The 21,716-nt window shown below is 48.4% G+C and carries 20 protein-coding genes; 15 read left to right on the top strand and 5 right to left on the bottom strand.

The window, feature by feature from the left end; translation table 11 throughout:
- The first annotated feature begins 3 nt into the window (after positions 1–3).
- Positions 4–630 (top strand): TMEM175 family protein, encoded by a 627-nt coding sequence (locus tag QUB63_RS28700; protein ID WP_332948776.1) that lies wholly within the window; start codon positions 4–6, stop codon positions 628–630.
- 165 nt (positions 631–795) lie between these two features.
- Here QUB63_RS28700 and QUB63_RS28695 read toward each other — a convergent pair whose 3' ends face one another.
- Positions 796–1,620: a helix-turn-helix domain-containing protein gene (locus QUB63_RS28695; protein WP_332948775.1), complete on the bottom strand. Its 825-nt coding sequence runs from the start codon at positions 1,618–1,620 to the stop codon at positions 796–798.
- A gap of 211 nt (positions 1,621–1,831) precedes the next feature.
- On the opposite strand from QUB63_RS28695, the gene QUB63_RS28690 reads away from it, so the two are divergent.
- The 5 genes from QUB63_RS28690 to QUB63_RS28670 all read left to right on the top strand — a co-directional run bounded on the left by QUB63_RS28690 (position 1,832) and on the right by QUB63_RS28670 (position 4,848).
- A complete protein-coding gene (locus QUB63_RS28690) occupies positions 1,832–2,074 on the top strand; it encodes an NAD(P)H-dependent oxidoreductase (protein WP_332948774.1) in 243 nt (80 codons plus the stop codon).
- On the top strand, positions 2,041–2,463 hold the full coding sequence (locus tag QUB63_RS28685; protein WP_332948773.1) for an FMN-dependent NADH-azoreductase: 423 nt from the start codon (positions 2,041–2,043) through the stop codon (positions 2,461–2,463). The genes QUB63_RS28690 and QUB63_RS28685 overlap by 34 nt, the downstream gene beginning before the upstream one ends.
- A 154-nt stretch (positions 2,464–2,617) precedes the next feature.
- Entirely contained in the window at positions 2,618–2,971 is a 354-nt protein-coding gene (locus QUB63_RS28680; protein ID WP_332948772.1) for an anthrone oxygenase family protein, read from the top strand.
- A 153-nt stretch (positions 2,972–3,124) separates the two neighbouring features.
- Positions 3,125–3,748 (top strand): class I SAM-dependent methyltransferase, encoded by a 624-nt coding sequence (locus QUB63_RS28675; protein ID WP_332948771.1) that lies wholly within the window; start codon positions 3,125–3,127, stop codon positions 3,746–3,748.
- Positions 3,749–3,939: 191 nt separating this feature from the next.
- Positions 3,940–4,848, top strand: coding sequence for an aminoglycoside phosphotransferase family protein (locus QUB63_RS28670; protein WP_332948770.1), 909 nt, complete (start codon positions 3,940–3,942; stop codon positions 4,846–4,848).
- Positions 4,849–4,992: 144 nt separating this feature from the next.
- On the opposite strand, the gene QUB63_RS28665 is transcribed toward QUB63_RS28670, so the two are convergent.
- Positions 4,993–10,122 (bottom strand): CHAT domain-containing protein, encoded by a 5,130-nt coding sequence (locus QUB63_RS28665; protein WP_332948769.1) that lies wholly within the window; start codon positions 10,120–10,122, stop codon positions 4,993–4,995.
- A gap of 77 nt (positions 10,123–10,199) precedes the next feature.
- Here QUB63_RS28665 and rnhA point away from each other — a divergent pair, with 77 nt between their 5' ends.
- Positions 10,200–11,105 carry a ribonuclease HI gene (gene rnhA, locus QUB63_RS28660; protein WP_332948768.1) on the top strand — a complete coding sequence of 302 codons (906 nt, stop codon included), beginning with the start codon at positions 10,200–10,202 and terminating at the stop codon, positions 11,103–11,105.
- Positions 11,106–11,280: 175 nt separating this feature from the next.
- A complete protein-coding gene (locus tag QUB63_RS28655; protein ID WP_332948767.1) occupies positions 11,281–11,919 on the top strand; it encodes a pentapeptide repeat-containing protein in 639 nt (212 codons plus the stop codon).
- Positions 11,920–11,964: 45 nt separating this feature from the next.
- On the opposite strand, the gene QUB63_RS28650 is transcribed toward QUB63_RS28655, so the two are convergent.
- Positions 11,965–12,135 (bottom strand): hypothetical protein, encoded by a 171-nt coding sequence (locus QUB63_RS28650; RefSeq protein ID WP_332948766.1) that lies wholly within the window; start codon positions 12,133–12,135, stop codon positions 11,965–11,967.
- Here QUB63_RS28650 and QUB63_RS28645 point away from each other — a divergent pair.
- Complete coding sequence (locus QUB63_RS28645) at positions 12,116–13,087, top strand: alpha/beta fold hydrolase (RefSeq protein ID WP_332948765.1); 972 nt, start codon at positions 12,116–12,118, stop codon at positions 13,085–13,087. The genes QUB63_RS28650 and QUB63_RS28645 overlap by 20 nt on opposite strands.
- A gap of 240 nt (positions 13,088–13,327) precedes the next feature.
- On the opposite strand, the gene QUB63_RS28640 is transcribed toward QUB63_RS28645, so the two are convergent.
- Positions 13,328–13,879 (bottom strand): protein-tyrosine phosphatase family protein, encoded by a 552-nt coding sequence (locus QUB63_RS28640; RefSeq protein ID WP_332948764.1) that lies wholly within the window; start codon positions 13,877–13,879, stop codon positions 13,328–13,330.
- Between the two features lie 269 nt (positions 13,880–14,148).
- On the opposite strand from QUB63_RS28640, the gene QUB63_RS28635 reads away from it, so the two are divergent.
- The 6 genes from QUB63_RS28635 (at position 14,149) to QUB63_RS28610 (ending at position 19,958) form a co-directional block, all read left to right on the top strand.
- Positions 14,149–14,937, top strand: coding sequence for a HipA family kinase (locus QUB63_RS28635; RefSeq protein ID WP_332948763.1), 789 nt, complete (start codon positions 14,149–14,151; stop codon positions 14,935–14,937).
- Entirely contained in the window at positions 14,915–15,313 is a 399-nt protein-coding gene (locus QUB63_RS28630) for a DUF3037 domain-containing protein (protein WP_332948762.1), read from the top strand. The genes QUB63_RS28635 and QUB63_RS28630 overlap by 23 nt, the downstream gene beginning before the upstream one ends.
- A 181-nt stretch (positions 15,314–15,494) precedes the next feature.
- On the top strand, positions 15,495–15,908 hold the full coding sequence (locus QUB63_RS28625; protein ID WP_332948761.1) for an MAPEG family protein: 414 nt from the start codon (positions 15,495–15,497) through the stop codon (positions 15,906–15,908).
- Positions 15,909–16,016: 108 nt separating this feature from the next.
- Complete coding sequence (gene blaOXA / locus QUB63_RS28620) at positions 16,017–16,889, top strand: class D beta-lactamase (RefSeq protein WP_332948760.1); 873 nt, start codon at positions 16,017–16,019, stop codon at positions 16,887–16,889.
- A 274-nt stretch (positions 16,890–17,163) separates the two neighbouring features.
- Positions 17,164–18,114: an ABC transporter ATP-binding protein gene (locus tag QUB63_RS28615; RefSeq protein ID WP_332948759.1), complete on the top strand. Its 951-nt coding sequence runs from the start codon at positions 17,164–17,166 to the stop codon at positions 18,112–18,114.
- Positions 18,115–18,281: 167 nt separating this feature from the next.
- Positions 18,282–19,958 (top strand): hypothetical protein, encoded by a 1,677-nt coding sequence (locus tag QUB63_RS28610; RefSeq protein WP_332948758.1) that lies wholly within the window; start codon positions 18,282–18,284, stop codon positions 19,956–19,958.
- A 227-nt stretch (positions 19,959–20,185) separates the two neighbouring features.
- On the opposite strand, the gene cruG is transcribed toward QUB63_RS28610, so the two are convergent.
- Complete coding sequence (cruG, locus tag QUB63_RS28605; RefSeq protein WP_332948757.1) at positions 20,186–21,385, bottom strand: 2'-O-glycosyltransferase CruG; 1,200 nt, start codon at positions 21,383–21,385, stop codon at positions 20,186–20,188.
- Between the last annotated feature and the right edge of the window lie 331 nt (positions 21,386–21,716).

Genomic DNA, 21,716 nt, shown 5'->3' with positions numbered 1-21,716 from the left:
CCGATGAAGACATTCATGAACCTGAATCGATTTGAAGCATTCAGCGATGGGGTATTCGCAATTGCCATGACTCTATTGGTGATTGAAATTAAAGTGCCCGATTTGTCTCAGGCAACAGCATCAACAGCGATTGATGCACTGATTCATACTGGGTCGCATATTCTTAGCTACATCACGAGCTTTTTGGTCATTGGCGTTTTGTGGCTCAATCATCATGCTCTGTTTCATTTGCTTAAGCGGGTCGATCGCATTGCCTTGACAATCAACTTAGTGTTGCTGATGTGCATTGCTTTTATTCCCTTCCCAACAGCCCTGATCGGTGAATACGGCAGGCTCCAACCTATTGTGATGTTTTATGGTTTAACGCTGTCGCTCACCGGAATTGTCTACAATGTCCTTTGGTTTTATGTCGTTCGTCAATATCTCTGGGGTCATCCTCAAGTCGATCGCCGTTTCATCTATCAGGCTTCTCTTTGGAGTATTGGTTATCCCATTCTTTACTTGATTGCTTCGCTATTGTCATTTAACAGTACAACCTTGAGTACAATCCTCTATATCCTAGTTCCACTGTTTTATCTATTTCCCAGCGCAATCGATCGACAATTGGTCAGCCTACCCGATGAGTCCTGAGACAATCTGTATCTCTACCAGTAGATTAAGATGCAATCCTGGATCGACTCTATACAGGTTTGGCGGTAGCGATCGCGGTCGAACAATAAGCCCGCTCGCCGTTCGAGTCGATCGGTCGCCCCTCAATTTCATCTTATACTGCGTACTGTACAAAAGCATGGTTGTTTAATTTGCTCTGTAGGCTGTAGGCGTCATGCCCGTAAGCTGCCGAAAATGTTTACTCAAATGACTGTGGCTATTGAACCCACATTCTAAGGCAATTTCCATAATCGATCGCTCTTTTTGCTTTAACAACTCCTTCGCCCGTTCAACTCGTTGCTGGAGCAGATATTGATAGGGAGCTATTCCGATCGCCACTTTAAACATATGGCTGAAATGAAATTGACTCATACCCAGCAATGCAGCCAAATCTGCAAGCTTGATGTCTTGACTTAGATGTTCGTTTATGTATTCCAAGACTTGCAACAATTGGCGTTCAGTTAAACCACCCTCGTAAATTGTCAGGCGAGGTTTGGCAGTAAAGTATTGTCTGAGCAAATGCACTGCTAGGATATTTGACAGTGACTCGATGTAGAGATTTTGGCCTAAATTCTCCTGTTGCAGTTCAGAAAGCAGCATCATGCCGATCGACTCAATTTGTCGATCGCGCGTCCGAAATTCCGGGAGCAATTCAAGCCGATCGGGATTCATGTCAAAAGCTTCTCTAGCAACGCTTTCGATGAAACGAGACGCAATTTTAATCTGCATCGGGCGATCGTCACTATCCCAACGCGCAAACAACGGCATCTTTGCAGGCGTTATGGAAATGTCACCTTTGGCGTACAGCCCCGTGTGGGTTTTTCCTCCCTTGATTACCAGCAGGCGTACTGGACGGGGTGCAAGAGACAGATAAATTGTGTGTTCATCGCTGTAATGACAATTGCACTCACCCAGAGGTTCATGGAACTGTTCGACCCAAATATGCTCCCAACCCTGAGATTTGCTAGACAAACTGTGCAAGCTGGTTGGTTCAGGTTGATGAGTAACTGGTAGCTCGATGATGCAAATCCAATTCGTCTAGTTTAGATTGTACTCACTTTGAGATTGTTCCTGCCGATCGATCGCAAAATTGACCGCAAGATTTTGATAGTTGCACAAGAATCAGATAGCTGAACATGAGTCATTTGCCTAAGCTGGAATGGTGATGGATCGGGAGGAAGCTATGGCACATTTGTTACATATTGATTCCAGTCCGAGAGGAGATCGATCGCACTCTCGCAGACTTACAACAGAATTTGTCGAACAATGGAAACAAGCGCATCCGGCTGATGTCGTTACCTATCGAGATATTGGTCGCAATCGGGTTCCCCATGTGGATGAACCGTGGATTGCGACAGCTTATACACCGCCGGAAAAACGCACGCCCGAACTGTGGGAAGCAATTCGCACGAGCATCGACTCCTAGACGAATTCTTAGCTGCGGATATCTACGCGATCGGCATTCCGATGTACAATTTCAGCATTCCCAGTACGTTCAAAGCTTATATTGACCAAATTGTGCGTCCGGGGCGAACCTTTGTGTATGAGTCAGAGGATGCTGCCAACCCTTACAAACCGCTCGTTTTAGGTAATAAAATGTTTGTCATCGCGGCGCGAGGTGGTTCAGGTTTTGGCCCGGGTGAGTACAACGAGAAACTGAATCATCAAGACCCTTATTTAACAACAATCTTGGGATTTATTGGCATCACCGATATCACTTTTGTCGCTGTTGAGACTGACGAATTTGGTGGGAAAACGTTAGCGGAGTCGATCGCAAATGCTCGTGTCCAAGTCGCCCAACTGGTAGGAAGGTAAGATGATACCGCAACATCTGATTGTGCAACAACATTTCGTATTGAAGCTGTTCGCCGCACTGGGCTGCGGGCTGATGGCCGGAGTCTTTTTCGCCTTCTCAACTTTCGTGATGAACGCCCTTAGCCGACTCCCGCGGGCGCAGGGTATTGCGGCCATGCAATCGATCAATATCACCGCTATCAATCCATTATTTATGACGGCGCTCTTCGGAACGGCTGCGGCTTGTATTTTCCTGATTATCTCCTCATTCAAGTCGCATCAACCAGGTGCTGCTTATTTGCTCGTCGGCAGCCTGCTGTATCTCGTTGGCACAGTATCCGTGACGATCGCATTTAATGTGCCGCTGAACGATGCGCTGGCAAAAGTTGAGCCTAGCAGCGCTGAGGGCGCGAAACTGTGGGCTAGCTACCTTACCAACTGGACAATCTGGAATCATATTCGATCGGCAGCAGCGCTTGCAGCAGCGGCATTGCTCATCGTTGGGATATGCGATCGATCGGCACAATAGTAATGTTGTGTATGCGTTTGTGCTACTCCATACCATTGATTTGGGAGGTTAGGAACTTGTCAGCGGGCGTTCAGCAGCAAGGTACAGTAAAATTATCGATGAGCAAGTACGATACCTTTCGATCGGCAAAATGCAGCGATTCTTGGAGTCAATATGAGTGTTCAAGCCGCCTACGATAATTGGTCAAATACATACGATGCTGACGAAAACCTGACGCGCGATCTCGATGGAGTAGTTACCAGAGAAACCTTGATGGGTTTGAGGTGTAAATCCGCGGTTGAAATTGGTTGTGGTACGGGTAAAAATACGGTTCTGCTTTCACAAATTGCTGAAAAAGTCTATGCAATCGATTTTTCCGCATCCATGCTCGAAAAAGCGCAAGAAAAAGTGAGAGCTGCCAACGTGATATTTATTAGAGGAGACATCACGAAGCAATGGACTTGTAGCAATGGCTCTGCCGATATTATCGCCTGCAATCTCGTTTTAGAACACATCGAAAACCTCTCATTTATATTTTCAGAAGCATTTCGTGTATTAGTCAAAGGAGGATATTTATTCATCTCTGAACTGCATCCCTTTAGACAGTATCAAGGAACAAAAGCTAATTTTAAAATAAATCAAAAGGTCGTTGAAATACCAGCATTTGTGCATCATATATCAGAGTTTTTTGAGGGGGGTAAAAATCAAGGTTTCATGCTTGAGGACTTCAATGAGTGGTGGCACCAACAAGATCGAAATAAACCCCCCAGACTTGCATCATTCTTGTTCACAAAGTGAAGAGGATTTAGAGTGGTGTGCATATTATATGCAGCCTATTAATTCAACATCGCTCTGAGTCAGCTACCTTGCCAACTGGACAATCTGGAATCACATTCGATCGGCAGCAGCGCTTGCAGCAGCGGCATTGCTGACGATCGCCCTCCGTTACCCTTGAAAAGGCGGCAGTCAAGCTAAGGAGGCAAATATATATGGAGTTGGAGCGAAAACCGAGTTCAATAGGAACGCCGATATCTGAAGTCGAAATAGATGCAGCCCTTGTCTACAGATTGTTAGAAAACCAGCACCCTGATTTGAAACACCTCCCGATTCATCTCGTTGATTGTGGTTGGGATAATGCGATGTTTCGGCTGGGCGACGAGTTGTCTGTACGACTCCCGCGCCGCCAAATAGCAGCCCCACTACTCGAAAACGAGCAAACTTGGCTGCCAATTTTGGCCGATCGGCTTTCTATCCCTGTTCCAACACCTTGCAGGCTGGGCAAACCAGCAGGGGGTTATCCTTGGCGGTGGAGTGTATTGCCTTGGCTGCCCGGTGTGGCTGCCGATCGAGAAGAACCCCATGCCAATCAGGCAAAACCCTTTGCTTCATTCTTGCGATCGTTGCACGTACCGGCGCCATTGAATGCGCCATCAAATGCGTTCCGCGGCGTATCCTTGCACCAGCGGGCAGCTTCTGTTGAGGAACGGATGCAACGGCTGAAGGCGAAAACCAACCGGATTAATCGAGAGATCGAGAACGCTTGGAATGTCGCTTTAAACGCGCCTGTTGACGTTGAAGCAACATGGCTGCACGGCGACCTTCACCCGCGAAATGTGCTTGTTGCAAACGGTGCGATCGCGGGGATTATTGATTGGGGCGACATGACATCAGGCGATATTGCCACAGATCTTGCTGCTATCTGGATGCTCTTCTCTCATCGAAATGCACGCCAACGGGCGATCGCAGAATATGCAAATGCTTCTGAAGCAACACTGCAACGCGCCAAGGGATGGGCGGTACTTTTTGGTGTTGTGCTACTCGACACAGGATTAGTTGATAACCCAAGGAACGCGCTAATTGGGGATAAAATATTGCGCCGTGTTTCTGAGGATGGATAATATTATCTCCTCATACTAAATCCGGGGCAAAGCTAACCCCTTTTTGGATTTGTCTCAAGCGAGGCACGTTAGCTTTCGCTTGAGACGAAGGGTTAATCATCAAGGGGATGACCTTCCCCAGATTTGGTATCGCTACAAACGGGATTACCAAGGACTCCCAATCATCACAAAAGCCGACCAATAATAAGGATGCGACAACTTCAAATCCGCAAACCCTTGCAAAGATTGTGGCAACTCCACCCCCTCACCCCGACTCGAACCCCGCAACCTGCCGCCCTCCAAACGCACATCTCCCCGCAACATCGCAATTTGCGCTTGTCGCAGCGCCGCCGCCTTAATTCGCGCCGTCTTCAACTGCTGGTAAAACTCATTCATCAATCCCAAAGTACCCTCATCCGAAACATACCACAAACTCCCCAAAGCCGTTTGCACCCCAGCTTGCAGCGCCAATCCCCCAAAACCCAACTCCGCACTTTCATCACCCACCGCAGTCCGACAAGCACTTAAAACTAACAGATTCACCTGCGGATTATTCAATCTCAAATCACGCAATTGATTCAGTCTCAACCGACTATCCCACAACTGAATAAAAGAATTATTCGGCAGCCCCGGACGAAATTCGCCGTGAGTAGCTAAGTGAATAATCCCAAAAGGCCGGCTTTGATGCTGTCGCTTCAAATTCTCCAAAGTGAAACCCTCATTCAGAAAACTAACTCCCGGCCACTCTCGCGAAATAGCCGCTATTTCCGCAGGAACCGCAGGTAAAGGATTCAACTCGGAAAATTGATCCGCACCCATTGCTAAAACTTGAGATTTTCTGAGATCCACGTAGCGAGTATCTGTTAAATTAATGCTCGGCATCAGGCTGAGATTGTACTTTTCTATCAAAAATTGCTGCCCGTCGTGCAAAGCAGCAAAGGGCATAGCTCTCAAACCCCGATCGACCACAAAGGAAATAGTATCCGTTTGGCACCTTTTCAAATTCTCCTCCAAAGGCGCAACCATCCACTTATAAAGCTGTTGGGAAGATGGTAGATAACTCGTAGTAGCCCGCACCCCGGGCTTAGTAATCTCATTCCTGAACGCACTTACAACTTTCAGCAATTCTTCCCGGTTCGCTGACGGCACGCTTTTGTGAACCACTCCGCCGCAAGAATCTACTAACATTAAATCTAATTTTTCCGATCGCGAAAACAGATAAATCAAGCTGGGTTTCGTGCCAGTTTCTTCCGCCACGGATGCTAACTTTTTTTTGATGTCGTCTGGGGATAGCAAATCGTCGCTGATGTTGAGGCCGAAATATTCCTGGAATTCTTGGCCGAAAGATTTGTCCAGCAGAGGCAAAGCTGCTGATAGTTGGCCGGCATCCAAGTTCCTGCCGATGTCGCTGCGAAATGGTGGCCCAAAAACGGGCGGTCTGGGATTTCCACCGATGAAATTTCTGAGTCCTCTCGGAGATGGCATTCTTTCCGGCGGCATCCTTTCTCCGGGTTTTCCTATATCTCGGGATATTCTGTTTTGATTCTGCCGCTGTTCGGGGTTAAAGGGTTGGTTGGCATCGGGAAAAACCGCTCGCGCTCTATCTAATGGAAATCTATTGATTAGCGATGGCGGCAGCGAATTTGGGTTATTGCGATCGATTGGATTGAGTGGATTATTTGGATTGAGTGGATTATTGGGATTATTCGGATTGTTGGGATTATTAGGATTATTCGGATTATTCGGATTTAGTGGATTACTGGGATTCAGTGGATTATTTGGATTTAGTGGATTATTCGGATTGTTGGGATTGTTGGGATTGTTGGGATTGTTGGGATTGTTGGGATTGTTGGGATTATTCGGATTGTCGGGATTGTCGGGATTGTCGGGATTAATTGGTTGGTTGGTAGTGACGATCGCACTATTGCCCTGAGTGTAAGAATTTATGAAAGATTGCCCCTCAGTAATAGTACCCGAAGCATTGCTGGCGATCGCCCCAGCAGTCCCGTTAGTCGTCGCATCTCCCACCGCAAAAGGCGTCGGCGGATTGACATCCCCGCCGCCGTGAGCGATCCTCACTGTACCCGGTTGAGTGCCCCCAAGCGTTGAGATGCTAACAGGAGAACCGTTTTGGTCAAAAATACCCGTCACTCGCACTAAACCGGGAGTTGCGATATCAACCTGAGCGCCCGGAGCATTCACCGATCCAATGCTAATATCATTTTGAGCGTTAAGATTTACTCCAGAAGTGCGATCGACACCAGCAGAATTAACATTTATTCCCCCGGTTGTTATTTGCCCTCCCGCTAAAATTCCCACAATTTCCGCAGCATTGATATTCCCAGCGGTGACATTTCCCCTGCTGCTAATTAAATCAACTCCCACTCCCTGCAAATTACCCGCAGTCACATTACCCGCGGCTTGTAAATTGACATTTCCCGTTGACACAGTATTGCCGATCGCAATATTTCCACCGCTAATAACATCAACAACCGTCCCTTGCAAATTCCCCGCAGTAAAGTTAGTCGGTGTTCTCGAAACAATGCTCGCACCAGGAGCATTTATCCCTGCCACGCTAATATTATTTTGGGCGTTCAGAGTTACCGCCGACCGGGGATTAACTGCGTCTGTGGTAGCGCGATTGATATTAACTGTCCCGGTTTGAATTTGCCCTCCTGCGGAAATCCCAACTTTTTCGGAAGCGGTTAGATTACCAGCCGTGACATTTCCCCTAGTGCTGTTGAGATTAATCCCAACTCCCTGCAAATTTCCTGCCGTTAAATTGCCCGAAGCCGTCAAATCAACATTACCTGTAGCGTTGGTATTGCCTGCGGCAACAGTTCCCGAATTGCTGGCGACATTAACTCCAATACCCTGCAAATTTCCTGAAATTACATTCCCCGCACCTCTGACATTGATATTTCCCGCTGACGAAGTATTGGCAGTTGTAATATTCCCGGTATTGCTGCTAACATCCACTGCTCCCCCTTGCAAATTCCCGGCAGTTAAGTTGTTGGTTGCTCTCAAAGCAATTGTAGCAGTCGGAGCATTTACCGAGGCAACGTTAATATTAGTTTGGGCGTCCAGATTGACTGTGGGAATGGTAGGATTAACTGGATTTGCGGCGGCAGGATTAACGGTTATTGGCGCTGTACTGATTTGCTGTCCCGCTACAATTCTGACATCTCCCGCAGTGGCGATCGCACCCGTAGCGACACTCCCGCTGCGGCTGGTGGCCCTGACAGTCGCACCCCTGAGATCCCCTACGGTTAAGTCGCCCGAAGCTGCCAAAGTGAGATTCTCGGTTGCTGTAACGTTGACGGGTGTTGTATTGGGGACAATTGTATTCGGATCGCTCAAAACTCCCAGACCGCCGGAGTTGCTGGTAACATTAACTTGAGAACCCTGCAAACTCCCAAAATTTACATTGCCGGATGCTGTAATGTCGATCGCCCCATTCGTCCCAGTGTCGATCGCACCCGTTACGATATTACCCCCAGTCGCATTCAGAGTAATATTGCCGTTGATATCAGCACGAGAGATGTCACTTGTCAATATAATATTGTTGATAGCTTGAATATTAATCGTCGAACTCGACGTTAATCTGCCCCCGACTATCACAGACCCTGCGGTGCTTTCGAGATTAATTTGACCGCCGTTAATATCTCTAGTTGCCACATCTCCCGCAGCCGACAAAATCACCGGCCCGCCCGCAGAAATATTTTCAACAGAAATCAAATTTCTGGGAAAAACCGACACCGAAGTAAAATTTGCATCCTCCGGAGAAATATTAAGCGGATTTGCCAGATTTAGCAGTCCCGCCCGCAGAATTAAAGCCGGACTTCTGGTTAAAATAGGAATATCTGGATCGTCGGGATTCACATTTTCAGTCCGCAATGCAACATCGGGGCCAGTAATTGTAATATTCTCGGCAACAATGCTTCCCCTCGCCTCCACTTTCAGCGAAACCCCGGTATAATCTCCAAAAAAAACATCTCCTTCCGAACTAATAATCGGGTCAAATAAACTGACAAAATTTCCCGGCATTCCCGACAAATTCCGCACCGAAAAATTGCCTCCCGAAATAAAGTGAGAATCCCCCGAAATCACGCCGTTGCTGACTAAACTCAAATTGCCGCCGCTTTGGAATTGCGGGGGAAGAGACAAGCCGCCCGTGGCGTTTAAGGTGAGAATGTCGATCGCGCGATCGGCCCGAATCTCTAAATTGCCCCCAGAGAGCGCCAAAAAAGGATTCTGCACGCTGTCTCGAACCCGCACCGCATCCCGTGCCAGCAAGTTCAAATCCCCCGCAGTTTGCAGCCTAGCCCCCGCTAACGTCAGATTTCCCGCAGCCCAAACAGTCGCACTTCCCGCATTCACCTGCCCAAGCACAGACATATTCCCAGCAGCAATCGCCACATCCCCAGAATTCACCTGCAAACCCGAGTCCACCAGCCGCACGGTACCGTCATCCGCAACCGCAACACCCGCCGCCTGATTTTGGCCAGAACCTGTCAGCAACTGCGGCAAAGAAACAGGATTTAAACTTTGTTGAGAATTCCCTAAATTCGCGCCCGCTGCTATTTCCAAACTCAACAAAAGCCCCGGTTGACTGATGCGCAAAACATTCTCGCCCGGAACAGCAGCCACAGTAATTTGCCCGCCCGGTGCCGACAACTGTCCCGTACTCACAACCGTACCGCCCAGCAAAGTCAAACTCTGCCCCGGATTCACAGCTAAATTGCCATAATTAACAATACTTCCCGGTTGAGTCGCACCAAAATAAAAAGCATTTGGCGCACCAACTAACGCGCTAAAATTATTTGTACCCGCCGCATTAAACCAATTAGAACCAAAACCCACACCATTAGCAGTAGTTGCAGTGAAAGCCCCCGGCACATTCAAACTGGCGTTCGGGCCAAACACAATCCCCGCCGGATTAATTAAAAACAGATTAGAATTGCCGCCCGTGACAGTAATTAAACCGTTAATTAGTGAAGGGTTCCCGCCAGCAATTCGAGCTAATATATTTTGAATACTTGAATTAGTCAAAAAATTAGCAATTTGACCTTCATTCAAGCCGAACTGCCCAAAACTGTGAAAAAGATTCGCCCCGTCTCCCGACAAACTGCCACCGTTAATATCGTAGCGGTTGCCGGTGCGGGTGAGGGCCGTGCCAGTACCGTCAGCAGCCGGGACTATTGGCTGTGCTTGCGCCAGAGTATTAAAAAATAACAAATAAAACGGGCAAATAAGTAGCCCGACCTTTTTAATCTTTAAGTTGGCATTTTTCATAGCAGCTACATTCGATCGCAATTCCCCTCAATTATCGCACCCAACAACTTACCTGTAAATGACAAATTAATTCGCTCATGACAACTCCCAAAATCAAAAGCTTGTACACAGACGGCGCTTGTTCCGGCAACCCAGGCCCGGGCGGCTGGGGTGCAGTAGTTTGCTTCGCCGACGGCAAATGTCACGAACTCGGGGGGGGAGACCCCCAAACCACCAACAACCGCATGGAAATGCAGGCTGCCGTCGCTGCATTAGAATTTTTTGCCAATTCCGGTCAAACCGAACCAGTCACCGTTTACACGGACAGCGAATACGTTAAAAACGGCATCACCAAATGGATTCAAGGCTGGAAAAACAAAGGCTGGAAAACCTCGACGGGCAAAGATGTCGTCAACCAAGACCTCTGGCACCTGCTAGACAAGCTGAATTCGCGACAAATCAAGTGGGAACACGTCCGGGGTCACTCCGGCGACTTCTATAACGACAGGTGCGACGAAATCGCCCGCAGCTTCTCGCACAACCGCACTCCCCAACTGCAACAGCATCCACCAACAGCAGATGAGGCTGGGGCGATCGCGGCGGCATCGCCCCTACGCTTTGAAAACACAATTGTTTTGGAAGAAACGGACACAACTGGTAACAAAACGATAGAATCCTATGTCATAACGTCTGACCTTCCGATCTCCAACTCTACCATGATGGATTCAACTGCCGATACGCTGGAGAACTTGCCCCGCGAGGTGAGGGTTCAGGAACTCCGCAACCTGATCGAAACCTTGCACATAGCCGACGAAGTTGCCACCAAAGGCTACTTGATTACCAGTTCTGAACTGGCTGATTTGATGGATGTAAATGCCAGCGCTGTAACCAGCCGCGGAGACAACTGGGTTTGGCGCAACTGGGTAGTTTCTCGCGTGCGCCGCGAGGGCAACCAAATTCTCTGGCAATTAGAGCGCATAGACCACGTTAGTACGACTGATTAATCATCAGTCCTCAGTCCTCAGTCAGATTCTGACAAATGCCTTCTGCCTGCTGCGATATCTAGGACTAATTCCAAGAACTCTAACGGTAGGTGCGCACTGCGCACCTTACCTGTTTCAAGACCTAAAAAATAATTTAACCTATAATTAAGAAAGACAAACAAATCCTGAATAAACAGTGAAAAACAAGAGTTCGATCGGTTTAATGAACTGGCTGCAACCAAAACCAGAAACCGTTTTGCTGTGCGGCTCAATTGCAGCAGCTTCTGACATGGCATTTATGCTCAACGGTGAGTGGGATGGGTGCAATAGTTTGGTTCTCCCTAAATGCGACAAGGTAGCGATTGAAGCAGCCGCCCGTTTGCTGGAGACATCGTGGTGCTACCAAAATGCTTGCGAAACAATTTTAATTCGGCTGGGAGTTGACGAATTTCTGCGCCGTTATGCCGTTGGAGAAAGATTTTTTATAAATGCCAACTTGAGATGCGCCCAATTGCGTGAAGTTTGCTTGGAAAATATTGATTTGAGTTATGCCAAATTGAATTTGGCTGACCTGGGCGGCACTAATTTAAGAAAAGCAAACTTAACAGCAGCACAGTTGCCAGCAGCAAATTTGAGCGGCAGCAATTTGAGTGGAGCGCAACTTGTGAGGGCTAATTTAGCGGGAGCTAATTTATCAGATGCTAATCTCAGAGGTGCAGATTTGAGTTGGGCAGATTTAAGCAATGCTAACTTTAAAAATGCCGATTTAAGAGGTGCAAATTTAGGGAGAGCAGACTTAAGAAAAACAAGCTTAGATGAGGCGATCGTTGAGTAAAATAAGTTGAGGGGCGACAGCCAATTATTTAGGCCCGGGTTCCAATTATGATTCATATTTGCGATCGCGCCACTGAGTCGGCTGATTCAAAGCAGAAATTAGAATCCGCCAAAACTCTACAGGATCGGTCAAAGAAGAAAGCCAAATACCTACAAGGGTATGTTTGCTGACAAGACCGCGGGTGCGATCGACTGTCATGGTTAATAAGTATCTCATATCGCGTCCGCTCGATTACCATAACAAAAACGGAACGCACGTGCGCCCGAAAGTCCGCATAATGCTACGGACTTTCGGGCGCACGTGCGTTCCAATCCGAACAACGTTGAAGTCGAGGCATTTTATGCACATTACTACTGTCGCGGGCCCAGCGGGGCGACTCAATCTCACCGACACGGGCGCGGTCAGCGGGGAAGAACCTAAAGCCATCCCCGTCCTCTTCGTACACGGTATGGCATACCACCTCGGAGTCTGGGACGAGACGATCGCCCTGTTGCGCGCCAATCTCGGCCAAAACCAGCGGATTCTGGCGATCGACCTGCGCGGCCACGGCGCCTCCGATCCGCCAGCAGACGGCGACTACTCGCCAGATGCCTGCGCAGCCGACATCCTCGCCGTCCTCGACGCACTGGATATCCCGCAAGTAGCCCTTGTAGGGCACAGCTTCGGGGCCCTCGCCGTCCTCGCCACCGCCGACGCCGCGCCAGCGCGGGTGGCGCGCGTCGTCCTCGCCGATCCCCCCGGTGACTTTAACTACCTGCCGCCCTCAGTATACGACGAACAGATGGTTCCCTTCCTCGCAGCGCTGGCGGGCGACGGCTACCGCGCTGCTGCAGAGGAAAAGTTCGCCCAAGCCCTCGAAGGCAGTACGCCTGAGACGCGCGAAACCACGATCGCACGCCTCGGGGCCACGCCGCGCGATCGCCTAGTCGGTATGTACGAGGGTATGTTTGCTTACAACGCCGTCGGTGCGATCGATCGCTACTTAGCAACCCCGGGCACCCAAATCTCAGCAGTCCTCGCGCCGGCCAACTCCTGGCCCTTCAGCCTCCACGTACTCCGCCCCCAAATTGCCACCGCCGTCATACCAGAAACCAGCCACTGGTTGCAGCTTGATGCGCCGGTTCCCTTCGCGGAAGCGGTGACAAATGAGTTGACAGTTGACAGTTGACAGTTGACAGTTGACAGCAGTCATTAGTCAGTAGTCAGCAGTCAGTAGTCTATTGAAGGCGATCGATCGCCAATGTTGAACAGCACTTACGCATCTCGATCGAAGAAACCGGGTTTTTCACCCTTACTGCGGGCTGCGGCGAAGGATTTTCGTAAAAAAAACCCGGTTTCTCGCCACCCGTTGCAATTATCTGCGTTAATTTGCGTTCATCTGCGGTTTCGGGATCGATCGAAGATTTATCTATTCAAATAAGTCTTGTTCAAAAGCGATCCGGCAATCATCTAATAGCCTATGAAGTTCTCGAACGACTTTCCAGGGATTTCTACCTTTGAAAACAGCAGCGATCGCAGCTTCATAGGGATTTGGGCCAGTTTTTTTGACAGCCGCGATCGCCTTTTGGTTAGAAAATCCCCGCCCGCTAACCAACCAAGCAGCCAAGACGTGTCCTGTGCGCCCAATCCCGCCACCACAGTGAACTACCGCGCGATCGCCCGCGCTATTTGCTGATGCCAAAAACGGCAAAATGCGATCGACTAAAATTTCGCGATCGGCCAATTCAAAATCTGCGATCGGCGCCCAGCAAACTCGATCGCACCCAAAAACATTTCGATAGCTTCCCAGCAAGTCAGAATAGCCCATGAGTTGAGACTCAGGAAGCAAGCAGCAAACTCGATCGATCTTCTGTCCCCGCATAAAATCTATCCACCGAGCAACTTCCCCATCCCGGTATCCCGGTTTTGCCGCACCAAACACAATTAATTCATGCTCCGAAGCCGCCGCAAATTTGTACACGAGTCCTAAATTTAAATCCTAATTAGTTTATAATTATAATAGAGTAGCCGTAGGGTGCGTCGCTTGCAGAAAATTCCTCAAAAAAATCGACAATCTCACAGAGCCGCACCTGACAAATATTTGAATAAATAAACTCAACACTTTTTGGTATCAACATTTGTGAGAAATCATCTTACAATTATATAGTTGTGCTGTCAAAATTAAACAATATAGAATCAGTCCTGCCCAATTATTCAATCCCAAATCCAAAATCCCAAATCTAAAATGGTATGATTACCAGCTTGCGAACAGTCACTGCAACTAGATATGTCACTCCCTTGCGCGAGGGCGGCTCGCTACCGGCGATCGTCGAAGCCGACGATGACGGTATGTACGTGCTGAAATTTCGCGGTGCGGGCCAGGGAGCAAAATCTTTGATCGCGGAGCTAGTGGCGGGGGAAATTGCTCGCGCCTGCGGACTCCCAATCCCCGAACTCGTGTTTGTGGAACTCGATCCGGAACTCGCTCGCACTGAGCCCGATCCGGAAATTCAAGATTTAATCCGCGCCAGTGCTGGCCTCAATCTCGCCCTCGACTATCTCCCCGGTTCCATCACCTTTGACCCCGTAGCCGGCAAGTCCGATGCGGATCTGGCCTCAGAAATCGTTTGGTTCGATGCTTTTGTCACCAATATCGATCGCACGCCGCGCAATGCAAATATGCTGGTATGGCACCGCCGGCTTTGGCTGATCGATCACGGTGCGGCTCTCTACTTCCAACATACCTGGAAAGATTATCTCTCGCGCAGCCGCGATCGTTTTCCCGCAATCAAAGACCACGTTCTGCTGCGCTTTGCTAGCACGCTGGAAACGGCAAATTCAAAGATGATTCAAAGGCTAACGCCGGACATCATTCGCAGCATCGTTAAACTGATTCCTGATACTTGGCTGGTAGCAGATTCTCCCTTCAGCGACAGCAACCAACATCGCGATGCTTATATCGAATACCTGCTAAACCGGCTAGAATCACCACATATTTTCTTGGAGGAGGCGATTCGTGCCCGATCGATTTCTGTATGATTATGCCATTATCCGCGTCGTTCCCAAAGTCGATCGCGAAGAGTTTGTCAACGTCGGCGCGATCGTTTCTTGCGGTGCGAAAAAATTCCTCGAAGCCCGCATCGAAATTGACGAACAGCGTTTGAGGGCGATCGACTCAACCTTGGATCTGGAACTGATTCGCAACCACCTAGCCGTCATTCCCGTCATTTGTGCGGGCGGCAAGGAATCTGGCGCGATCGGTCAACTTCCCCACAGAGAGCGCTTTCACTGGCTCGTAGCGCCCCGCAGCACGATCGTTCAGACATCGCGCGTACACACTGGTTTTTGCCAAAATCTACCAAGTGCGATCGAACATCTGCTCGATACAATGGTGCGATCGTCAAGGCGATTTTAGATTTTAGATTTTAGATTTTAGATTTATATCGTGTGCGATCGATTAACCGCAATAAGATTGGTTTGATCGTTTGGACTTGGGTCCGCAACAAGCTGCGGACCCAAGTCCGCACGTGCGTTCCTTTTTTTATTAATGTAATTGACAGCACATAATATTACTAGCAGTTTCGCAAGGTAGAAAGATGATACAAATTGAACAGACAAATATGACCGTCCCTCTCTGGGGTTTAGTAATTTTCATTTTGTGGACGATCGCAGTCGTCATCGCGCTCATAGCAGTCAGGATTCGGCATCTATCTGCGGGCGGATCTCCCAAAGATTTCGGCACACCAAACGATGAAAGTTTGCTGTGGCGACTATTTCGAGTACAATCCAACTTGATAGAAAACCTGCCTTTGTATTTGGGAGTTGTTTTCCTGCTAACAGTTAGGGGCGTCTCTGGAACAGCCGTAGATTCGCTGATTGTTGCGTACATCGTATGGAGGCTGGTGCATTCAATGATTCACATTGCCGGCCTCGATCCAAAGTTTCGGATTTTGAGCTTAGGGATTCAGTTAAGCTGCTTGGTAGCCTTAATTGTTATGGCAGTTTTGTAGTTGAATCCTTACGCAATTGGCACCTATTATATTGTAGGGTGCCCCGGAGTCAAACTCTCATTGTTTCGTACACAACCTAAATCTGACGCACCTTATAAATCGAAGTTTATGAACCGAATATCTCGCGCGATCGCTCGGATTTTAATTGTATTCGGCTGCATTAGTGCTGTTTTAGTTCAGACACAGCGCTCAGCCTTAACCGCGCCAACTCCCGTGCAGGAATCTCGGCCACGCCTAGGAGATGTCGCTCAAACAGTGAATTTTGGACGGCACTTTCAAGAATTAGGGGTTGAAGGGGCGATCGCAATTTACGACTTGAATAGCGATCGGCTTTACCAACACAACCCGCAGCGCAACAGCACAGCTTTTTTACCCGCATCTACATTTAAGATTCTCAACTCTCTGATTTCCTTAGAAACAGGCGCGATCGCAAATGAAATTGCCGTCCTAACTTGGGATGGAATTCAAAGGCAAATTCCCGCATGGAATCGAGACTTGAATATGAGAGAAGCCATCAAACTTTCCGCCGTCTGGTTTTACCAAGTTCTCGCGCGCCGAGTCGGACACGAGCCAATGCAAAAATGGGTAGCCAAAGTCGGTTATGGCAACCAAAAAATCGGTAACAAAGACGATATTGACAAATTCTGGTTGAGCGGAGAACTGCGAATCACCCCCAACGAGCAAATTCAATTTCTGCGCCGTCTCTACAAAAACGACTTACCCTTTTCTGAGCGATCGCTCTCTGTGGTTAAAGACATCATAATTGTCGAACAAACTCCCAATTACACAATTAGGGCAAAGACAGGCTGGGCAGGCTTGGGAGAACAAACAGCGCCTCAAATTGGCTGGTATGTAGGTTATTTAGAGCAGAATAAAAATGTTTACTTTTTTGCCACAAACATTGACATCCGCAGCAAAAACGACCCAGCCGCCAGAATCGAGTTAACGCGCCGTTGCTTGAAGGATATGGCACTGCTGTAAGTGCGTTTGCATTCTTTTTTATGAGTTATAATACCCATTCCAAAAAGTCTGAATACATATACATTGTATGCAAGTATCTGTAGGGAAACGGCATGGCCGTGTCCGGCGGGGTCAGGAGCAACTTTTAATAATGGTTATAAGATTGATGTTAAAACTTAACAGTTAAGTTTCCGCAATACCGCTGACAACTGCTGTATCAAAAGGCTAAGCTAGCTGCAAGCTTTAACTTCCAAGCTAGAGACAAACCGCAGCCAATTTCACTCGCCTTTTAACTATGGCAAAAGAATTAGCAATAGACACTCGCGGACTCACCAAACAATTCGATCGCCATATTGCGGTTAATGACATCGACTTGCAAGTCGCCGCCGGCGAAATCTGCGGGCTCATAGGCCCCAACGGTGCCGGCAAAACTACCTTGCTGCGAATGTTGGCCGCCGCCGAAGAGCCGACTACAGGGGAGATTTACATCAACGGCAGTCCCTTGTTGCGCGATCGATCCAACCCCACTCTCAAACAGCACATCGGCTTTCTTCCCGACGATTTTCCCCTTTACGACGATTTGACTGTGTGGGATTATTTAGATTACTTTGCTCGACTCTACAACTTGCGGCAGCCCCGCCGCCGAGAACGCATCTATGCAGTTTTAGAACTCGTGCAATTAACCAACAAGCGCAACAGCTTAATTTCCACTCTTTCGCGGGGGATGAAACAGCGGCTGAGTTTGGGGCGCACTATTATTCACGAACCGCTGTTGCTGCTGTTAGACGAGCCAGTTTCCGGTTTAGATCCGATCGCGCGATCGCAATTCCGCGAAATTATCAAAGCTGTGCAACAAGCCGGCATGACCGTAGTCATATCGTCTCACGTTCTCAGCGATTTAGCGGAACTTTGCAGTTGGGTGGGAATTATGGAACTCGGTTATCTTGTCGAAAGCGCCCCTTTGCAAGAACTTTACAAACGCCTCGGGAAACAGCAAATTTTCCTGTCAACTTTGGGCAATTTAGAAGCGCTGACATCCGAACTCAAGAACTTTCCTTGGGTAGAAAGTTGGGAAATACTGCCGGAAACTCAGCAGGTGTGCGTTCATTTTTCAGGAAGCCGGGAAGATGCAGCGAATTTATTGCGATCGCTTGTCAACGCCAACATTCCCATTACAGAATTTCACTGCACTCAAGAAGACTTAGAAACCATCTTCCTCAAGATGGGACACAAACAAGCATCTTAAATAGTCTTGGACGCACGGGTAGTCAGAAACCGGGTTTTTATCAAAATCTTTCATCGGAGCCACCAGATTCAGCAAAAAACGCGGTTTCTTTGGTCGAAATGCGTCCAAGACTATTAAATAAATTTTTCCCTTTCTAATTTTTCACTCACAACTCAAAACTATTACCTATGAGACTCAACTTGCTAGACCAAATCGGTAACTGGAATTCCCAGTTATTTCGAGAACTCAAAGGCCGCTTGAAAATGGGCAATATCGCGATCGCCAGCGCCCTTTCCCTCAGCGCTCAACTGCTGCTGTTCTTGTCTTGGCGCGCCCAGATACCGATTGCCCCTCCTGCCGGCGAGTACACTTACCCCATCTACAACAGATTTTGCACTGAATTGTATGGTCGTGTTGTTGAGACAAAGTGCATCAAAGATGCGGCGGGAAACTTTACCGTTAACTGGCAGTATTGGTGGCTAGAAATATTTGTTTACCTCAGCATATTTAGCGCTATGGTGCTATTAGTAGCAGGCACTTATATGCTGGTCAGCGACCTCGATAAGGAGGAACGCCGAGGCACGCTTAACTTTATTCGCCTCAGTCCCCAGTCTACCACCACAATTTTTATCGGCAAAATTCTCGGTGTCCCAATTTTACTGTATCTCGCAGCAATTCTTGCTGTACCGCTGCACATCTACAGCGGATTAACAGCTCAAATACCTCTGCATCATATTTTATGTTTCGACATAGCAATGGCAGCTAGCTGTGCTTTATTCTACAGCAGCGCGATGCTATTTGGCTTAACAACCAGTTGGTTGGGAGGGTTTCAACCTTGGTTGGCTAGCGCTGCAGTTTTGGGTTTTATTACCCTAGCTTTTAATATGCCGTTAAACAGCAATGCTGCTGACTTGCTAACATTTTTATCTCCGGCTCCTGCCCTGAAATACTTAGTCGATCGACGAGTTACTGAAGCCCACAATTCTGACTTGAACTGGTTAGTTGGAAACTTCAATAATCTGCAATGGTTTCATTTACCGATCGGCACATACCTTGTGTCTTGTACTGCTTTATCTCTCTTAATTTGTGGGATTGTAACCTATTGGATGTGGCAGGGATGGCAGCGCCGCTTTCCCAACCCCAGCGCCACTGTTTTGAGCAAACGGCAAAGTTATTTGCTGGTGATGTGCTGTCAGCCACTAATTTTAGGGTTTGCACTCCAATCGGAAATCACAAACAACAACAATATTGCCGGGTTATTGTTCCTGGATTTCCTACTATTTGTAGCTTTAATTGCTGCTTTAACCCCTGAAAGACAAGCATTGTACGATTGGGCGAGGTATCGGAAACAAATCGTTCCCAGCAGTCAGAAGCTGTGGCGGCGCTACCCCATGCTAGATTTAATTTGGAGCGAAAAAAGTCCGCCTGAAATTGCGATCGCCATCAATATCCTGAGTTCGACGGTGATTTTAACACCTTTAATACTCCAGGGTCTCAAAGTCTTTTTCTGCATGATTATCTTCGCGAATTTGATTCTGATTTACGCCACAGTCACCCAGCTATTCCTATTTGCAAAAATCCGAAACCAGGCAGTTTGGGCCGCGTGTACAGTCGGAGGCGCTCTCTTTTTGCCGCCAATGATTTTATCTATGCTTTCCCTCAGCGCTGAAAAAGCTCCTTTAATTTGGCTGTCTTCAGTATTTCCGGCCTTTGACTCTTGGTCAGCCCTGGCCAGCGCGTCAGGACATACCGTTTTGCTCTCGATGCTCGGCCAGTGGACTGTCTTGGTGCTGCTGAACCTGCAATTGACGCGGCAGCTCCGACTCGCAGGCGAATCAGCCTCTAAAGCGCTGCTGAGGGCCTGAAAAGACGAGAATCCAGCCCGCCCCGCTCGCGAATCCCACATCCTAGTTGAGGCCGGGGCGGGTTTATTGAGATTGTTAGTCTGAACGAAAGATTGTTGGCTCACGGGCCCCTACCGGAATTATATCAAATCCGGGATTTTTCCCCCCCTTTACTCTTTAGTCCGCCTCTGCGGACATTGTTTGTATAGTAGCGGTTTCAACCGCCGAGTTTTTTCGGAAGTTTGTCACTAACTATACTTCCGCCCGCGCCACTGAGTAGGCTGATTTAAGGCAGAAATGAGAATTCGCAAAAACGCTAGCGGATCGGCTAAAGGTGACAGCCAAAACAGCCATTTACCCGATGCCTGAGTTCGATCGTAAGAAGGAGCGATCGCCAAACACAAAGCCGATCGCACCGCAACCAAAAATACATTCAATCCCCACAGCCAAAAGTGGGGAAATACAGCCACCGCAGGCACAGAACCCGACAGCAAATACCACAGTACGATCGGCACCGGCAAACCTTGAACCGCCAATAACAGCCACAAATCGCCCCAAATTTGAGCGCCAGAAGCAGCATCTTTCAAATCGAGCGATCGACCCCACTCGTTCCAAGTCTCGATCGCCCCCTCATACATCCGCACCTTCAGCACCTTCGCCCCATCCAAAAAGCCCACTTTAAAGCCTTTAGCAGCCGCATAGCGAGCCAGAGTCACATCATCGCAAAAAGAACCTTTTGCGACCTCATAGCCCCCTAATGCCACCAAAACCTCGCGCTTGCAGAGGAAACACTGACCGTTTGCCATCACCCGTTCCGGCACATCTGGGCCGGTTCCCGTGGGGCCGAAGCGATAAACCAAAGTCATTAACAAAGCAGGTTGCAGCCACAACTCGCCCGGATACTTGAGAATGAACTGCGGCGACAGCGAAATCAAATCGTAATTTCCAGCAGCAGCCGTCTTTAGCAAACTCGCGATCAAACCCGGATGCGGCTGAGTATCCGCATCGATGCCCAAAATCCACTCGCATTTCTCGGAACTTGCCAAAAAACCCCAATTCAGCGCCCAGGGACGCCCCACCCAGCCCGCCGGTAACGGATCGTCGTTAATTAAGCGAAACCGGGGGTCTTTTTGGGCGGCAGCTTTGACTAAATCTCCGGTGCCGTCTACCGAATAGCTGTCAACAACCACAACTTCTCGGAGTTCGTAACTTTGGCGGCTCAATCCTTCCAAACAAGGCGAAATTCGATCGGCTTCGTTCAAAGTCGGTACCACCGCAGTACAAGCACCCAACAAATCCAGCGTCGGCGAATCCGGTTCTAGGGGAGGGATGCGCGAGGGGCCTTTAATTAAGCGCGACATTAAAATCGCGGCGGCGGGTAATTGCAGCAGCAAAAGTGCGGCAGGGATGATGCTTGTCAAGAGATTTGGGATGTTGGGGGCGAGCATGGGATTTTAGATTTTAGATTTTAGATCTTAGATTTTCAATTGAAGAATTGGGAATTACGGCTGGTGTCAATTGGAAAAATTTAATCAACTTTTGATATCATGTCCGGTCGATTACCACAACAAAAACGGAACGCACGTGCGTTCCTTACTTATTGCGGTTAATCGACGATCGGACACGATATGACCTCAAACATATTACAGGAATTTGGCATGAAAATATAGTTGCTGAAAAACCCGGTTTCTTGTTAAAACCGGGTTTTTAAATTAGCTCAAAATTTCCTGTAAATTTTTGCCAAATCAGCCGTGATATCGTGTCCGCTCGATTACCATA

This window comes from Microcoleus sp. ARI1-B5, from assembly GCF_036705795.1.
Taxonomy (GTDB): Bacteria; Cyanobacteriota; Cyanobacteriia; order Cyanobacteriales; family Microcoleaceae; genus Microcoleus.
The sequence above is the reverse complement of the archived record's forward strand: the minus strand, read 5'-3'. Positions and strand labels throughout refer to the sequence as shown.

Excerpts from the sequence above, each read along its gene's own strand:
- QUB63_RS28700 (WP_332948776.1), top strand. The coding sequence starts at position 4 with ATGAAGACATTCATGAACCTGAATCGATTTGAAGCATTCAGCGATGGG.
- QUB63_RS28690 (WP_332948774.1), top strand. The coding sequence starts at position 1,832 with ATGGCACATTTGTTACATATTGATTCCAGTCCGAGAGGAGATCGATCG.
- QUB63_RS28680 (WP_332948772.1), top strand. The coding sequence starts at position 2,618 with ATGCAATCGATCAATATCACCGCTATCAATCCATTATTTATGACGGCG.
- QUB63_RS28675 (WP_332948771.1), top strand. The coding sequence starts at position 3,125 with ATGAGTGTTCAAGCCGCCTACGATAATTGGTCAAATACATACGATGCT.
- QUB63_RS28670 (WP_332948770.1), top strand. The coding sequence starts at position 3,940 with ATGGAGTTGGAGCGAAAACCGAGTTCAATAGGAACGCCGATATCTGAA.
- QUB63_RS28665 (WP_332948769.1), bottom strand. The coding sequence starts at position 10,122 with ATGAAAAATGCCAACTTAAAGATTAAAAAGGTCGGGCTACTTATTTGC.
- rnhA (WP_332948768.1), top strand. The coding sequence starts at position 10,200 with ATGACAACTCCCAAAATCAAAAGCTTGTACACAGACGGCGCTTGTTCC.
- QUB63_RS28645 (WP_332948765.1), top strand. The coding sequence starts at position 12,116 with ATGGTTAATAAGTATCTCATATCGCGTCCGCTCGATTACCATAACAAA.
- QUB63_RS28650 (WP_332948766.1), bottom strand. The coding sequence starts at position 12,135 with ATGAGATACTTATTAACCATGACAGTCGATCGCACCCGCGGTCTTGTC.
- QUB63_RS28635 (WP_332948763.1), top strand. The coding sequence starts at position 14,149 with ATGATTACCAGCTTGCGAACAGTCACTGCAACTAGATATGTCACTCCC.
- QUB63_RS28625 (WP_332948761.1), top strand. The coding sequence starts at position 15,495 with ATGATACAAATTGAACAGACAAATATGACCGTCCCTCTCTGGGGTTTA.
- blaOXA (WP_332948760.1), top strand. The coding sequence starts at position 16,017 with ATGAACCGAATATCTCGCGCGATCGCTCGGATTTTAATTGTATTCGGC.
- QUB63_RS28615 (WP_332948759.1), top strand. The coding sequence starts at position 17,164 with ATGGCAAAAGAATTAGCAATAGACACTCGCGGACTCACCAAACAATTC.
- QUB63_RS28610 (WP_332948758.1), top strand. The coding sequence starts at position 18,282 with ATGAGACTCAACTTGCTAGACCAAATCGGTAACTGGAATTCCCAGTTA.
- cruG (WP_332948757.1), bottom strand. The coding sequence starts at position 21,385 with ATGCTCGCCCCCAACATCCCAAATCTCTTGACAAGCATCATCCCTGCC.